This is a genomic window from Nonomuraea sp. B208 (genome assembly GCF_057536035.1).
Window position 1 is genome coordinate 625,260 of sequence record NZ_BAAJOU010000028.1, and the last position, 14,414, is coordinate 639,673.

Sequence of the window (14,414 nt, forward strand, 5' to 3'; positions counted from 1 at the left end):
ATGGGCAGGATACCCCGCAAACAGGTAGCGAACTGCTCACCTTCCGCTCAACATCCCCCATCCGCTTGCCCGAACCGCCGCCACCCGGACACGATGGGCCGGTGATCCTGCCGGTTCCCGCGACCCCGCTGCACCCGCTGCCCCGCCTGGCCCGCCGCCTCGGCCTCGGCCCCGACGACCTGTGGGTCAAACGGGACGACCTGACCGGCCTGGCGGGCGGCGGCAACAAGGCGCGCAAGCTCGCCGCCATCGTCGCCGACGCGGCGGCCAAGGGCTGCGACCACCTGGTCACCGGCGGGGGAGCGCAGAGCAACCACGCCAGGATGACGGCCGCCGCCGCCAACCTCGCAGGGATGGGCTGCGACCTGCTGCTCACGCCCGGCGACGACAGCGGCAACCTGCTGCTCGACCGCGTGCTCGGCGCCGGCATCCACTGGCTGGACGGCGGGCCGCTGCCGTACGCCGAGACCGAGGCCGCCATCGAGGAGCACGCCAGGGCCCTGGCGGCGCGGGGCCGGCGGCCGTACGCCATCCCGATCGGCGGCTCCTCACCGCTCGGCGCCTCCGCGTACGTGGACGTGGGCCGTGAGCTCGCCGAACGCCTGGACCCCGGCCTGGTCGTGGTCGCCGCGGGCTCGGGCGGCACGCAGGCCGGGCTGGCGGCCGGGCTCGGCGACCACGGCAAGGTGCTCGGCGTGGACGTCGGCGCCCGGCCCGGCCTCGCGGACGCCGTCCAGGGGCTGGCCGCCGAGGCCGCCGCCCTCGCCGGGCTGCCCGCGCCCCGGGGCCGCTGCCGCCTGGACACCGAGCAGGCGGGCAAGGCGTACGGCGAGCCGACCGACGCCGGCCTGGACGCGCTGCGGGCGGCCGCACGGGCGGAGGCCCTGCTGCTCGACCCGGTCTACACGGCCAAGGCCATGGCGGGCCTGTTCGCCGCCGTGCGCGAGGCGCCCAGGGGCACGCGGGTGGTGTTCGTGCACACCGGCGGGCTGCCCGGCCTGCTCGCCTCCCGTTACGCCGGCTGGCTCACCAGCGGGACGCCAGGCGACGCCGCAGCCGGACCGGCGGCAGCGGCGGAGCCTTGCTGAGCTGCCGCCTGCCGATCACCTGGAACAGCGCCCGCCGGTCGGTCATGCCGCCCTTGCCGCTCGGCTCCCTGCCGAACAGCGCGAGCAGCGCCGTCCGCACGCCGGAGCGCGCGCTCCAGTCCACGAAGGCCCGGCACTCGGCCGGGTCCTCACCGTAGAATTCGTCGAACAGCAGCAGGGCGCCGTCGGCGAGCAGCGGCGTCAGCCAGTCCAGCGCGCACGCCGTGGCCGATTCGAGGTCGGCGTCCAGGTGCGCCAGGCTGACCAGGCCCACCTCGGCGGCGAGCGCGGGCGTCAGCGACTCGGCGAAGAACCCCTTGACGACCCGCACCCCGTTCAGCCGCGGCACCGGCGTCGCGAACGTGCCGGCCGGCAGGTTCTCGTAGCCCTCCGGCAGCCCCTCGAACGAGTCGCAGGCGTAGATGCGCTTGCGCCGCTGCCGGCGCTCCCACAGCCGGGCCCGCCACAGCTCGTCCCTGATGACCCGGGTGGAGTAGCCCTTCCAGACGCCGAACTCGACGATGTGGCCGGGCACCGGCCGCGAGAGCTGCACCGACAGCTCCAGGACCTGCGCCCGGGACGGATATGTGACCTTGTTCCTGAGCCCGTCCCACTCGCCGGGAGCGCCGGTTAACCAGCTTCCGTCGAGCATGGTGCGTTCTGACATGCGTAACCCCTTCGCAGTCGCTCGCGCTAAGGCGAGGCAATCAGTAAGGGTGGGGTGCGGACCACGCCTGAATACGGACAGCAGTATGACCGTAGCGTGACCCCGCCGTCACCGATTGCCGTACAAGGTTGGGGTCACTCCTCCTCGGACAGGACGCGCTGGGCGACGGCGAAGGCGGCGTTGGCGGCCGGGACGCCGCAGTAGACGGCGCTCTGCAGCAGCACCTCGCCGATCTCGTCCGGGGTCAGCCCGTTGCGGAGCGCCGCCCGTACGTGCATGGCCAGCTCGTCCAGGTGGCCGTGGGCGACGAGCGCGGTCAGCGTGACGCAACTGCGGGTGCGCCGGTCGAGGCCGGGCCTGGTCCAGATCTCGCCCCAGGCGTAGCGGGTGATGAAGTCCTGAAAGTCCCTGGTGAACGACGTGGTACGGGCCACCGCCCGGTCCACGTGCGCGTCGCCCAGCACCTCGCGCCGCACCCGCATGCCGGGCGTGGCGGTCAGGTGGGCGGTCAGGTGGGCGAGCAGCGCGGCGGTCAGGCGTTCCGGCTGGTCGGCGGGGGCCAGGTGGGCGGCGCCGGCCAGCTCCACGAGCGTCGCGCCGGGGATGCCGTCGGCGAGCTCCCTGGCGTGCGCGGGCGGCGTGGCCGGATCGTCCCGGCCCGCCACGACCAGGGTGGGAGCCTTGATCGCGGCCAGCTCGGCGCGCACGTCGTAGGTCGCCAGGGCGTCGCAGCAGGCGGCGTACCCCTCGGGGTCGGCGGCGGCCAGGTCGTCCAGCAGCGCCTGCTGCGGCGGCCCGGCGAACCAGCGGGCGGCCGTGCTCTCCAGCAGCGGGCCGGTGCCCTCGGCGCGCACCAGCCGGGCCCGCTCGTGCCACGACGCGGGCTCGCCGAAGCGGGCGGAGGAGCAGACCATCGCGAGCGAGCGCACCCGGCCGGGGTGGCGCAGCGCCAGGGTCGCGCCGATCGCGCCGCCGATGGACACGCCCGCGTAGTGGAAGGTGCCGAAGCCGGCCGCGCCGGCCGTCTCCAGCACCAGGGCGGCCAGGTCCTCGACCGTGGCCACCGGGGCCGCGGGGGAGCCGCCGTGGCCCGGCAGGTCGAACCTCAGCACCCGGAACGTCCGCGCCAGCGCGGCGAGCTGCGGCTCCCACAGCCGCAGGGACGTGCCGAGCGACGGGCCGAGGATCAGCGGCTCGCCGTCCGCCGGGCCGTCCAGCCGGTGGTGCAACATCGTCAGTCCTCCTTGAGAGCCCGCTCCACCAGGGCGCGGGCGGAGCCCGTGGAGCCGGACAGGGTCAGGTTGGCGCGCATGCGCTCGGGGTGCACCCGCAGCCCGGCGACCAGCTCGGCCGCGTCGCGGGCCGCCCCGGCGACCAGGCGCAGGCACTCGCGCAGCGGCTGCCACTCGGCGTGCCAGGCGCCGGAGGGGCGTTCGTCCTCGGCGGCGAGCGAGCCGTACAGGACGGCGGCCTGCGCGGGGACCTGCCGGGCCGCGGTGGCGATCATGGTGGCGCGGACCGGGTTGTGCTTGTGCGGCATGGACGACGAGCCGCCGCCGACGCCCTCGGACAGCTCTCCCACCTCGGTGCGCGAGAGCACGAGCACGTCGGCCGCGAGCTTGCCGAGCGCGCCCGACGCGAACGCCAGCGCCCCGCCGAGGTCGGCCACCGGCGTGCGCAGGACGTGCCACGGCAGCACCGGCTCGGCCAGCCCCAGCTCGGCGGCGAACCGGGCGGCGAGCCGCAGCCCGGGGTCCTCGCCCGGCTCCGGCCCTTCGGGGTGGAAGGCGGCCTCAGCGGCCTCGGAGGCCTCAGGGGCCTCGGCGGCGTCGGGGTGGAAGGCGGCCAGCGTGCCCGCGGCCCCGCCGAGCTGCGCCGGCAGGGAGCCGCGAACGGCGCGCAGCCGGTCGCGGGCGTCCAGGACCAGCTTGCGCCAGCCCGCCGCCTTCAGCCCGAACGTCGTCGGCACCGCCTGCTGGGTGAGCGTCCGCGCGGCCATCACGGTGTCGCGGTGCGCGGCGGCCAGCCCGGCGAGGTCCCCGGCCACCCGGCCGAGGTCCGCCAGCACCGGGCCCAGCGTCCGATGGGCCACCAGCATGAGCGCGGTGTCCATGATGTCCTGGCTGGTCGCGCCCCGGTGCACGTGCGCGCCGTACGGCCCGGCCGCCGCGCGCAGGTCCTCCACGAGCGGGATCACCGGGTTGCCGCCGGAACGCGCCCGCGCCACGAGCCCCGGCAGGTCGAACGCGGCCACCCGTGCCGCCCCCGCCACCGCCTCGGCCGCCTCCCGCGGCGCCCGGCCGAGCGCCGCCTGGGCGCGGGTCAGCGCCACCTCGGCGTCCAGCAGGGCGCGCAGCACGGCGACGTCACCGGTCTCCCCGGCCGCGCCCCGCATGGGGGACAGCAGGCCGAGATCGGCGTCCGGGTCAGCCGAAGTCAAGGAAGACCGTCTCCTTCTCGCCCTGCAGATGGATGTCGAAGCGGTAGAAGTCCTCGCGCTCAGGCACGGCCAGCAGCGTCTCCCGCCGCTCGGCCGGCACCGTGTCCAGGAAGGGCGCGTCGCGGTCGAAGTAGACGCGGGTGAACAGGTGGTCCAGCAGGCCGCGGGCGAAGACGCACACGCTGATGTAGCCGTTACCCGGCATGAGCGTACGCAACCCGTAGCGGCCGTCGGCGTCGGTCGGCACCCGGCCGAAGCCCGTGAAGTCGAGCCCGTGCCGCCCGATGACGGCCCCGGTGACCGGGTCACGGCGCAGCGAGCCCGGCCGGCCGCGCAGGTCGCCCGACGGGTCGGCCTGCCAGAACTCCAGCAGCGCGTCCGGCACCGGCACGCCGTCGCCGTCGTAGACGTACCCCTGGACGGTGATCCCGCCGGTGGCGAGGTCGCCGCCGCCGGGGAACGGCAGCGCGTAGCCGTAGAACGGACCGATCGTCTGCGAAGGGGTCGGCTTCGTCATCGTCCCTCCTCCATCCAGGTCGCGGCCGGGCCGTCGAGGACGATGTCCCAGCGGTAGCCCAGCGAGAACTCGGGCACGGACAGGTCGTGGTCGTAGGCGGACACCAGCCGCTGCCGGGCCCGCTCGTCCGTCACCGACTGCAGCACCGGGTCGAACGGGAACAGCGGATCGCCCGGGAAGTACATCTGGGTGACCAGCCGCTGCGTGAACGCCGTGCCGAACACCGAGAAGTGGATGTGCGCCGGCCGCCAGGCGTTGACGTGGTTGCGCCACGGGTACGGCCCCGGCTTGATCGTGGTGAAGTGGTAGCGGCCCTCGTCGTCGGTCAGGCAGCGCCCGACTCCGGAGAAGTTGGGGTCGAGCGGGGCGGGGTGGTCGTCCCGCTGGTGCGGGTAGCGGCCGGCGGCGTTGGCCTGCCACACCTCGACGAGCTGGCCGCGTACCGGCCGGCCGTCGCGGTCGAGCACCCGGCCCTGCACGGTGATCCGCTCGCCGAGCGGCTCGCCGAGGTGCTGCTTGGTCAGGTCGGAGTCGAGCGCGGTCACGTCGGAGACGCCGAACACGGGCCCGGTCAGCTCGGCCGCCTCGGGGTCCTTGACCGCGAGCGCCGGCAGCTTCGGGTGGCGGAGGATGCTGCTGCGGTAGGGGGCGAAGTCGCGCAGCGGCTGGTGCTGCTCCTCGCCGGCGTGCGCCTCGTGCAGCTCGGCGATCTCGCGGTCGATGTCGGCCTGCGAGGGGGGTGGGATCATTCGGGGCTACCTTTCCAGTACGACGGCCAGGCCCTGGCCGACGCCGATGCAGAGACAGGCCAGGCCGACGCCGGAGCCGGCCGCCGCGAGGCGGTGCGCCACGGCGCCGGTGACGCGGGCGCCGGACGCGCCGAGCGGGTGCCCGAGCGCGATCGCGCCGCCCTCGGGGTTGACCAGGGCGGGGTCGAGATCGGGCAGCTCGGCCAGGCAGCCGAGCGTCTGGGCGGCGAACGCCTCGTTCAGCTCGACGGTGGTGAGGTCGGCGAAGGTGCGGCCGGCCTTGGCGAGCGCCCGGTTCGCGGCCTCGACCGGGCCGAGGCCGAAGTAGCGGGGTTCGAGAGCGCTGGCGGCGCCGGCGGTGATCCGCGCCAGGGGTTCGCGGCCGCCCAGCCCGTCCTCGTCGGTGAGCAGCAGCGCCGCCGCGCCGTCGTTGAGCGGGGAGGAGTTCCCCGCGGTGACCGTGCCCTCCTTGCGGAAGACCGGCTTGAGCCGGGCGAGCTTGTCCAGCGAGCTGTCCTCGCGGATGCCCTCGTCCCTGCTCACGTCCCCGACGGGGACGATCTCGCGCTCGAAGGACGCCTTGGCCGCCTTCTGGTGGCTGGCCAGGGCGTAGGCGTCCTGCTGCTCGCGGGTGATGCCGTGCTTGTCGGCGATGAGCTCGGCGCCCTCGCCGAGCGGCACCGTGTGCTCGGCGGGCATGTTCGGGTTGACCAGGCGCCAGCCGAGCGTGGTGGAGACCAGCTCGGTGCCGCCCGCGGGGAAGGCCCGCTCGGGCTTGGGCAGCACCCAGGGGGCGCGGGTCATCGACTCGACGCCGCCCGCGATCACGGTGGACGCGTCGCCGAGCGCGATCATCCGGTACGCCTGGATGACCGCCTCCATGCCGGATCCGCACAGCCGGTTCACGGTCGCGCCCGGCGTGCTCACCGGCAGCCCGGCGAGCAGCGCGGCCATGCGGGCGACGTTCCGGTTCTCCTCGCCGGCGCCGTTGGCGTTGCCGAGGATGACCTCGTCGGGGGCCTCGACGCCGTTGCGCTCGGCGACGGCCCTGACCACGTGCGCGGCCAGGTCGTCGGGGCGGGTCCCGGCCAGCGCGCCGTTGTGGCGGCCGAACGGGGTGCGGACGGCGTCCACGACGTAGACGGTCTTCATGCCAGGACCTCGGCTTCCGTACGCTCGCGCAGCTCCTCGACGCTCACGCCCGGCGCGGTCTCGACCAGCCGCAGCCCGTCCTCGGTGACGTCGAGCACGCCGAGGTCGGTGATGACGCGGTGGACGCACGCCTGCCCGGTGAGCGGCAGCGAGCACCTGGTGACGATCTTCGGCGAGCCGTCCTTGGCCGTGTGATCCATGATCACGATGACCTTGCGCGCGCCGTGCACGAGGTCCATCGCCCCGCCCATGCCCTTGACCAGCTTGCCGGGCACCATCCAGTTGGCCAGGTCGCCCGTGGCCGACACCTGCATCGCGCCCAGCACCGCCACGTCGATGTGCCCGCCGCGGATCATCCCGAACGACAGCGAGGAGTCGAAGAACGACGCCCCCTCCCGTACGGTCACCGTCTCCTTGCCCGCGTTGATCAGGTCGGGGTCGACCTCGTGCTCGTACGGGTAGGGGCCGACGCCGAGCAGGCCGTTCTCCGAATGGAGGATCACGTCCACGTCGTCGGGCAGGAACGACGGGATGCGGGTCGGCAGGCCGATGCCCAGGTTGACGTAGTCGCCGCCGCGCAGCTCGGCCGCCGCGCGCGCCACCATCTCGTCCCGCGTCCAGCTCATGATCGGGTGGTCCTCTTCTCGATGCCCTTGTCGGCGGCCTGCTCGGGGGTCAGCGCGACGACGCGCTGGACGAAGACGCCCGGCAGGTGGACCTCGTCGGGGTCCAGCTCGGTCAGCTCCTCGACCTCGGCGATCGTGACGCGCCCGGCCATCGCGGCCAGCGGGTTGAAGTTGCGCGCGGACTTGTTGAAGACGAGGTTGCCGTGGCGGTCGCCCTTGGCCGCGCGCACCAGCGCGAAGTCCGTCGTGATGCCGTGCTCCAGCACGTACGGGCGGCCGTCGAACTCGCGTACCTCCTTGGGCGGCGAGGCCACGGCGACCGAGCCGTCCGGGTTGTGGCGCAGCGGCAGCCCGCCGTCGGCGACGGGCGTGCCGACCCCGGCCGGGGTGTAGAAGGCGGGGATGCCGGCGCCGCCCGCGCGCAGCCGCTCGGCGAGGCTGCCCTGCGGGGTCAGCTCGACCTCCAGCTCGCCGCCGAGGTACTGGCGGGCGAACTCCTTGTTGTCGCCGATGTAGGAGGCGGTCACCCGCGCGATGCGGCCGGCGGCCAGCAGGACGCCGAGGCCGCCGCCGTCCACGCCGCAGTTGTTCGACACGACGGAAATGCCGGTCACGCCGGTGTTGTAGAGGGCCTGGATCAGCACGTTCGGGATGCCGCTCAGCCCGAACCCGCCGACCGCGAACGACGCGCCGTCCCGCACGTCGGCCAGCGCCTCCTCGGCCGAGGCCACCACCTTGTCTCTCCGCACGACGCTCCAATTCACCGGGAGTGTTCGCATAGTGAACTTTTGTCCACTATTGTGCTGTCGAGTATCCGTAAAGAGGGGTGGCCTGTCAAAGGAGCTCACTCGACCGGAGGAGTGACCGGATGGAAGCGCCCGGAACCCTGGAACCCGGAACCCTGGAACCCGGAACCCTGGAACGCGGCCTAGCCGTGCTGCGCGTGCTGGCGGACGAGCCGGGACGGCCCATGGCCGCGACCGACCTCGTCCGCGCGACCGGGCTCGCGAGAAGCGCGGTGGACCGGGTGCTCGCCACCCTCACCCACCTCGGCTACCTGCGGCTCGACGGGCGGGAGGTACGGCTCGCGCCGCCGCTGATGGAGCTGGGGGAGGCGTACCTCGCGGGCGGCGGGCTCCGCGACGCCCTGTCGCCGGCGGCCCGGCGGCTGGCCGAGGAGCTCGACGAGTCGGTGTCGCTGGCCGTGCCGGACGGGGAAGGGGTGCGCTTCATCGCGCAGTTCACCCGGCGGCGCACCATGTCCGTGGCCTTCCGGGTCGGCGACCTGCTGCCCGCCGACCGGTGCGCGGCCGGGCTCGCGCTGCTCGACCCGGCCGCGCCGTGGGCCGTGGACGACCAGCTCGTGGAGCCGGGGCTGGTGGCCGTCGCGGTGCCGGTACGTGACCCGGACGGGCGGGCCGTGGGGGCGCTCAGCGTGGTCAGCCACACCAGCAGGCACACGGCGGACGGGCTGCGCGCGCACGCCCTGCCCCGGCTGCGCGAGACGGTGACCGAGATGGAGACGGCCCTCACCCGCCCGCCCGCCAGCGGGGTCCGGGACAAGGGCCCGGGCGAGGGCTCGGGCGTCTTGGGCGAGGCCTCGGACGGGGGCTCGGACGGAGGCTCGGACGGAGGCTTGGGCGGAGGCTCGGACGGGAGCTTGGGCGTCGGCTCGGGTGGGGGCTCGGCGGCAGGGGGCGTGGATCGGTCGCGGGCGGTCAAGCAGGAGCTCGGCGCCGGCTACCTGCAGTCGCTGGCCCGCGGCCTGGCCGTCATGGTGGCGCTCGGCCGGCCCGGCGGCGCCACCCTCGCCGACGCCTCCCGCACGACCGGCCAGCCCCGCGCGACCGTGCGCCGCGCAGTCCAGACCCTGGAACGGCTCGGCTACGCCGCCGCCCGCGGCACCCGCTTCGTCCTGCTGCCGAAGGTGCTGGAGCTGGGCTACGCGCACCTGTCCGGCCTGCCCTTCCGCGCTGTCGTGCAGCCGCACCTCAACGACCTGGTCGCCCGGGTGCACGAGTCGGCGTCGGTCGCCGTGCTGTCCGGCGAGGACATCGTCTACCTGGCCCGCCGCCCGACCCGGCGGATCATGAGCGTGGACATCACGGTCGGCACCCGCTTCCCCGCCTACGCCACGTCCATGGGCCGGGTCCTGCTCGCCGACCTGCCGGAGGAGCGGCTGGACGCCATCGCGGTCAAGCCGCTGTCCAGCCACACCATCGCGACCACCGCCGAGCTGAAGGCGGTGGTGCGCCAGGTCGCCGCCGACGGGTACGCCCTGGTGGACCAGGAGCTGGAGGAGGGGGTGCGGTCGCTGGCGGTGCCCATCAGGGACGGCTCGGGGCGGGTGGTCGCGGCCGTCAACGTCGCCACGCACGCCAGCCGCGCCACCCCCGCCGACCTGGTGCGCGACGTCCTGCCCGAGCTGCGGGAGACGGCCGCGCGGATGGCGGCCGACCTGGCGTCCGTGCACGGCCCGGCGTGGAACGGCGACCTGCGCGAAGTGGTCCGCCTCGGCCGATGATCCGCCCGGCCCGGGTCCGTGGGCCGTCCGTAGCCGAGGCCCGTTGGGGCCGAGGGCCGGCGGGTCGGCTCAGCCGCGCCGGTGGCCGTGGCCGCGCTTGTCGGCGATGGCCCAGGCGGCGTCCCACGAGCGGTAGCGGCGCCGGTCCAGCGCCCAGCGCCCGGCCGCGAAGCCGGTGACGGCGATCAACGCGGCCACCAGCACCACGAAGACCGCCATGCCCGCGCCCCGGATGACGATCTCCAGCGGCTTCTTCGGCGCGGTCGCCGGCCGCCCCTCGGCGTCGATCCAGATCCGCACCGCCGTGCCGCTCCTCGCCAGCCCCGGAGCCGCCACCTCACCGGTGCGCGCCGCCCCGTCCGGCCCCGTCCACCGCGCCGGCGTGCGCGGCAACTGCGGCGGCATCTCGCCGTACGTCGCCCTGGCCGGCGGCGCGTCCCGCAGCAGGGTGGCCGTCACCTGCTGCCGTCCGCCCGGCCCGACGCGGGTCTCGGCCATCCCGGCCCCGTACGTGGCCCTCCCCGCCAGCACCGCCGGCCAGACGCTCACGAGGACCAGCAGCACCGCCGCCACCACCAGCGCGGACTCCAGACGATCGGTACGGCGGCGCAGCGGGTTGCGATCCCATCGGTACCTGCGCGTCAACATCCTCAGGGAATCCAGTGCAGCTCTCACCGCGCACCTCCTCGACACCACAAGGGTGGGCTCCAACTGCCCGTACGGGGAGTGTCGTAAGCCTCACCGACCAGGGACCTTCGCCCTCTTCCGCATCCCGAACCACCCCATACCCCCAAAAACCCCCTGCACGCAGGGGTTTCAGGAACTCGGCCGGTACGCCGCTCGTTGTGCGGGCGCAAGTAGTGATCATCAACCGATCTTCGACAGGGAGAGCAACAGCCGTGGTCTTCAAACGCATGCTGGGCGCGTTCGGCGTCGGCGCGCCTTCGGTGGACACCGTCCTCGCCACGTCGCGCACGCGGCCGGGCGGCACGCTGGAGGGCGAGGTCCGGCTCAAGGGCGGCGACTTCGACGCCGAGATCGAGCACGTCACGCTCGGCCTGGTGGCGCGGGTGGAAATCGAGTACGGCGACTCCGAGGGCGCCGGCGTCACCGAGTTCGGCCGCCTCCAGGTCTCCGGGCCGTTCACGCTGCGCAAGGGCGAGGACCGCACGCTCGGCTTCACCATGCCCGTGCCGTGGGAGGCGCCCGTCAGCGAGATCGGCGGGCAGCCGCTGCGCGGCATGGTGCTCGGCGTGCGCACCGAGCTCGCCATCGCCAAGGCCGTCGACAAGGGCGACCTCGACGCGTTCGCGGTCGAGCCGCTGCCGTCGCAGCTGCGCATCCTGGACGCGTTCCTCGGCCTCGGCTTCTCGTTCAAGTCCGCGGACCTGGAGGCCGGGCGGCTGGTCGGCGTGGACCAGCGGCTGCCGTTCTACCAGGAGATCGAGTTCTACCCGCCGCCGCAGTACCAGGGCCTGATCAACGAGGTCGAGGTGACCTTCGTCGCCACCCCCGAGGGGCTGACCGTCGTCCTGGAGGCCGACAAGCGGTCCGGCCGCTACTCCTCCGGCGACGCCATCGACCACTTCACCGTCAGCCATGACGACGCCCTGCGCACCGACTGGCCCGGCGAGATCGGGCGCTGGCTCCAGCGCCTCTCCGAGTACGGCGGCCACCACGGCGCCCCGCACGGCTACCACGACCCGCACGGCTACCACGACCCGCACCACCAGCCGTACCACGACGACCACCACCACCACCAGCACAGGAGCGGGCCGGGCGTCGGCGCGGTGGTCGCCGCGGGCGCGGCCGGCGTCGTGGGCGGACTGGTGGCAGGCGAGATCATCGAAGAGGTCTTCGAGGACGACGACGAGGGCGGCGACGACGAGTGGTGACCCCGCGCCGGGCCTAGGCCAGGCCGAGGTCTGAGCGGAGTGGGACGGGCGGCCGCGGGGATGTGCCCCGGGCCGCCTGTCGGCTCACTCGCGGCGGCGCTTGACGTACAGGCCGGCGGTGAGCGAGACGCCGAGCGCCGCCAGCGCCACCTGGATCAGCAGCTCGATCCAGTCGATGCCGCTGGTGTCGGCGACGCCGAGCGCGGCGGCGATGGCGGTCCCGATGAGGGCCGCGACCACGCCGATGAGGATGGTGAGCCAGATCGGGATGCGCTGGCGTCCGGGCACGACGAGCCGCCCGAGAGCGCCGATGACGATGCCGATGATCAGGCCGGAGATGATGCCGGTGATTTCCATGGTGCGACTCCAGAAGAGACGACGATCGACGGCCATCCCGACAACGAACGAACCGGTGCTCCGGGTGCCCGCCACCGCGCCCCGTCCGCCCGGGAGCTGTTGACACGGCACCCCCCACCCCAGGAAACTCTCCCAACACACCGCAAGGTGCGTACTGTAAACGTTTACGGCTCCCCTCGGAAGTGCTCCATGCCCCTGCCTCGCTGGATCGGCGCCGCCGCGCTGGCCGCTCTCACCACGTTCACCCTCCTCGCCCCGCCGGGCGAGACGGAGACGCGGGCGGGCGGCACGCTCACCACTGGCTCGGCCCCCTCGCCGGCCCTCGGCGGGGAGGCCGTCGCCTACACCGCCTACCTGCCCGCCGGCTACGACCGGGGCGGCGCCCGCCACCCCGTCCTCTACCTGCTCCACGGCCGCGGCGACACCATGCAGGCGTGGACCCGCGTCAAGACCGTGCTCGACGACCTGATCAGGACCAAGCGCATCCCGCCGGTCATCGCCGTCATGCCGGACGCCCCGTGGAGCGAGCGCGGAAGCTGGTACACCGACTCCCGCTACACCGGCTCCGACCTGCCCGGGCGCAAGGTGGAGACCGCGCTCGCGCACGATTTGGTCGAGCACGTGGACGCCACCTACCGCACCGCGCCGATCCGCGAGGCCCGGCTGGTCGGCGGCTACTCGATGGGCGGCGCGGGCGCGCTCCGCTTCGCCCTCGCCCACCAGGACGTCTTCAGCGCCGCCGCCGTCCTCAGCCCCGCCGTCTACACCCCGCTGCCGCCCGGCGACTCCTCAGCCCGGGACTACGGCGCCTTCGGCGAGGGCGCGGCGAAGTTCTCCGACGACGTCTACCGCGAGCTCAACTACCCGGCCCTGCTGCCGAAGCTGGACCCCGACCTGCCGGTGCGGATGTTCGTGGCCGTCGGCGACGACGAGTACGCCAACCCCGACCCCGCCGACGCCCGCCACGACCTCGACTTCGAGTCCGCCGCGCTCTACAACGCCGCCCGCCGCTCGCCCGCCGTCTCCGCCCAGCTCCGCGTCCTGGACGGCGGCCACGACTGGACGGTCTGGACGCCCGCCTTCGAGCAGGCCATGGCCGAGCTGGGCCCGGGTCTCAGCGTGACGCCGCCCGCCGGGCTGCCCGCCCCGCTGCACGGCACCGCCGCCACCGACTGGGCCGGCGGCGTCGCCGCCCACGCCGACGGCTCGCTCACGGTCGGGTACGCGGCCGGCGGGCCCGTAGCCGGCCAGCCGCACGCCGGCCGCCTCGACGCGGTCATCACCCGTACCGGCGCGAACGGCTGGACCCGGCAGCTCGGCACGGCCGCCGACGAGCGCCTGTACGGGGTCGCGGCGCTGCCCGACGGCGGCGTGCTGGCCGCCGGCTACACCAAGGGCGACCTCGACGGCCGGCATCCCGGCAACACGGCCGACGACGCGTTCGTGGTCCGGCTCGGCCCGGACGGCGCGGTCCGCTGGATCACCCAGTTCGGCGCGCCGGACGCCGCCGACCGGCTCTACGGCCTGGCCGCCGCGCCCGACGGCGGCGCGTACGTGGCCGGCTACACCAAGGGCGACCTCGACGGCCGCAACGCCGGCGACAAGGACGCCCTCGTGGCCCGGCTCACCCCGTCGGGCGAGCTGGCCTGGCTACGCCAGTACGGCGGCCCCGGCGAGGACAAGGCGTACGGCGTGGCCGCGGACGCCGCGAACCTGTACGTCACGGGCAGCGCCACCGCCGCCCTGCCCGGCACGAGCGCGCTCGGCGGCCTCGACGGCTGGCTGGCCGCGTTCGGCACCGCCGACGGGACCCGTAAGTGGGCCACGACCGCGGGCGGCGACGGCGACGACCGGCTGAACGCGGTGACCGTCACCACCGGCGGCCTGGCCGTCGCGACGGGCGCCGTGGACGGGGACGCCCACACCGCGGCCTACGACGCCCGCGGCAAGCGGCGCTGGACCCACACCCTCGCCACCCCGTCCGCCGACGAGGGGGCCGCCGTGGCCGCGCTGCCCGGCGGCGAGGTCGAGGTCGTGGGCCACACGCGGGGCCGGGTGGGCGTCCAGGCGGGCGGCGCCGACGTGCTGACCCTCCGGCTCGACGCCAAGGGCGGGCAGCGCGCCGCCGCCCAGTTCGGCTCGGCCAGGGACGACGCCGTGGACCCGTTCGCCGAGCCGAACCTGTACGCCGCGCCGACGCCGTCCGGCCAGGTGGCGGTCTCCGGCCTCACCTACGGCCCCGGCGGTCCCGGCAACGGGGACGTCTTCCTCGCCACGGTCGCCCCGGAGACCGGCCTGCCGTCCTAGAACGTCACCAGCGGCTCGCCCACGAAGTCGAAAGAGAAAGCTGAGCACCAGGACGACGTAGTGCCACGGCCGGGGCCGCGCCGGCCGTGGCA

General features: G+C 74.7%; 14 protein-coding genes. 4 read left to right on the plus strand and 10 right to left on the minus strand.

Annotated elements, in window-relative coordinates; genetic code table 11:
* Positions 1-101 precede the first annotated feature (101 nt).
* Entirely contained in the window at positions 102-1,088 is a 987-nt protein-coding gene (locus AC27IY_RS39185) for a 1-aminocyclopropane-1-carboxylate deaminase/D-cysteine desulfhydrase (protein ID WP_487181093.1), read from the plus strand.
* On the opposite strand, the gene AC27IY_RS39190 is transcribed toward AC27IY_RS39185, so the two are convergent.
* The 8 genes from AC27IY_RS39190 to AC27IY_RS39225 all read right to left on the minus strand — a co-directional run bounded on the left by AC27IY_RS39190 (position 1,027) and on the right by AC27IY_RS39225 (position 7,988).
* Positions 1,027-1,755, minus strand: coding sequence for a TylF/MycF/NovP-related O-methyltransferase (locus tag AC27IY_RS39190; RefSeq protein WP_344218306.1), 729 nt, complete (start codon positions 1,753-1,755; stop codon positions 1,027-1,029). The genes AC27IY_RS39185 and AC27IY_RS39190 overlap by 62 nt on opposite strands.
* A 134-nt stretch (positions 1,756-1,889) precedes the next feature.
* Entirely contained in the window at positions 1,890-2,987 is a 1,098-nt protein-coding gene (gene pcaDC / locus AC27IY_RS39195) for a bifunctional 3-oxoadipate enol-lactonase/4-carboxymuconolactone decarboxylase PcaDC (protein ID WP_487181094.1), read from the minus strand.
* A gap of 2 nt (positions 2,988-2,989) precedes the next feature.
* Positions 2,990-4,195 carry a 3-carboxy-cis,cis-muconate cycloisomerase gene (pcaB, locus tag AC27IY_RS39200; protein ID WP_487181096.1) on the minus strand — a complete coding sequence of 402 codons (1,206 nt, stop codon included), beginning with the start codon at positions 4,193-4,195 and terminating at the stop codon, positions 2,990-2,992.
* Positions 4,182-4,712, minus strand: a complete 531-nt coding sequence (pcaG, locus tag AC27IY_RS39205) for a protocatechuate 3,4-dioxygenase subunit alpha (protein ID WP_423450559.1) — start codon at positions 4,710-4,712, stop codon at positions 4,182-4,184. The genes pcaB and pcaG overlap by 14 nt, the downstream gene beginning before the upstream one ends.
* Positions 4,709-5,461, minus strand: coding sequence for a protocatechuate 3,4-dioxygenase subunit beta (pcaH, locus tag AC27IY_RS39210; RefSeq protein WP_449945662.1), 753 nt, complete (start codon positions 5,459-5,461; stop codon positions 4,709-4,711). The genes pcaG and pcaH overlap by 4 nt, the downstream gene beginning before the upstream one ends.
* Before the next feature lie 6 nt (positions 5,462-5,467).
* Positions 5,468-6,613, minus strand: coding sequence for a thiolase family protein (locus AC27IY_RS39215; protein WP_487181097.1), 1,146 nt, complete (start codon positions 6,611-6,613; stop codon positions 5,468-5,470).
* Positions 6,610-7,239 carry a CoA transferase subunit B gene (locus tag AC27IY_RS39220; RefSeq protein ID WP_487181098.1) on the minus strand — a complete coding sequence of 210 codons (630 nt, stop codon included), beginning with the start codon at positions 7,237-7,239 and terminating at the stop codon, positions 6,610-6,612. Before AC27IY_RS39220 ends, AC27IY_RS39215 begins: the two co-directional genes overlap by 4 nt.
* Entirely contained in the window at positions 7,236-7,988 is a 753-nt protein-coding gene (locus AC27IY_RS39225) for a CoA transferase subunit A (RefSeq protein WP_364444911.1), read from the minus strand. Before AC27IY_RS39225 ends, AC27IY_RS39220 begins: the two co-directional genes overlap by 4 nt.
* A 119-nt stretch (positions 7,989-8,107) precedes the next feature.
* Here AC27IY_RS39225 and AC27IY_RS39230 point away from each other — a divergent pair, with 119 nt between their 5' ends.
* Complete coding sequence (locus AC27IY_RS39230) at positions 8,108-9,763, plus strand: IclR family transcriptional regulator domain-containing protein (RefSeq protein ID WP_487181099.1); 1,656 nt, start codon at positions 8,108-8,110, stop codon at positions 9,761-9,763.
* 69 nt (positions 9,764-9,832) lie between these two features.
* Here the strand turns inward: AC27IY_RS39230 and AC27IY_RS39235 are convergent, their stop codons facing one another.
* Positions 9,833-10,411 carry an Rv1733c family protein gene (locus AC27IY_RS39235; RefSeq protein WP_371251776.1) on the minus strand — a complete coding sequence of 193 codons (579 nt, stop codon included), beginning with the start codon at positions 10,409-10,411 and terminating at the stop codon, positions 9,833-9,835.
* Positions 10,412-10,662: 251 nt separating this feature from the next.
* Between AC27IY_RS39235 and AC27IY_RS39240 the strand changes: the two genes are divergently transcribed.
* Positions 10,663-11,658, plus strand: coding sequence for a sporulation protein (locus tag AC27IY_RS39240; RefSeq protein ID WP_487181101.1), 996 nt, complete (start codon positions 10,663-10,665; stop codon positions 11,656-11,658).
* Between the two features lie 84 nt (positions 11,659-11,742).
* Here the strand turns inward: AC27IY_RS39240 and AC27IY_RS39245 are convergent, their stop codons facing one another.
* Positions 11,743-12,015: a GlsB/YeaQ/YmgE family stress response membrane protein gene (locus AC27IY_RS39245; protein ID WP_344218286.1), complete on the minus strand. Its 273-nt coding sequence runs from the start codon at positions 12,013-12,015 to the stop codon at positions 11,743-11,745.
* A 189-nt stretch (positions 12,016-12,204) separates the two neighbouring features.
* On the opposite strand from AC27IY_RS39245, the gene AC27IY_RS39250 reads away from it, so the two are divergent.
* Positions 12,205-14,322, plus strand: coding sequence for an alpha/beta hydrolase-fold protein (locus tag AC27IY_RS39250; RefSeq protein WP_487181102.1), 2,118 nt, complete (start codon positions 12,205-12,207; stop codon positions 14,320-14,322).
* Positions 14,323-14,414: the final 92 nt, after the last annotated feature.

Coding starts and splice junctions, on each gene's coding strand:
- AC27IY_RS39190 (WP_344218306.1), bottom strand. CDS start 1,755: ATGTCAGAACGCACCATGCTCGACGGAAGCTGGTTAACCGGCGCTCCC.
- pcaDC (WP_487181094.1), bottom strand. CDS start 2,987: ATGTTGCACCACCGGCTGGACGGCCCGGCGGACGGCGAGCCGCTGATC.
- pcaG (WP_423450559.1), bottom strand. CDS start 4,712: ATGACGAAGCCGACCCCTTCGCAGACGATCGGTCCGTTCTACGGCTAC.
- pcaH (WP_449945662.1), bottom strand. CDS start 5,461: ATGATCCCACCCCCCTCGCAGGCCGACATCGACCGCGAGATCGCCGAG.
- AC27IY_RS39215 (WP_487181097.1), bottom strand. CDS start 6,613: ATGAAGACCGTCTACGTCGTGGACGCCGTCCGCACCCCGTTCGGCCGC.
- AC27IY_RS39220 (WP_487181098.1), bottom strand. CDS start 7,239: ATGAGCTGGACGCGGGACGAGATGGTGGCGCGCGCGGCGGCCGAGCTG.
- AC27IY_RS39230 (WP_487181099.1), top strand. CDS start 8,108: ATGGAAGCGCCCGGAACCCTGGAACCCGGAACCCTGGAACCCGGAACC.
- AC27IY_RS39235 (WP_371251776.1), bottom strand. CDS start 10,411: ATGTTGACGCGCAGGTACCGATGGGATCGCAACCCGCTGCGCCGCCGT.
- AC27IY_RS39245 (WP_344218286.1), bottom strand. CDS start 12,015: ATGGAAATCACCGGCATCATCTCCGGCCTGATCATCGGCATCGTCATC.
- AC27IY_RS39250 (WP_487181102.1), top strand. CDS start 12,205: ATGCCCCTGCCTCGCTGGATCGGCGCCGCCGCGCTGGCCGCTCTCACC.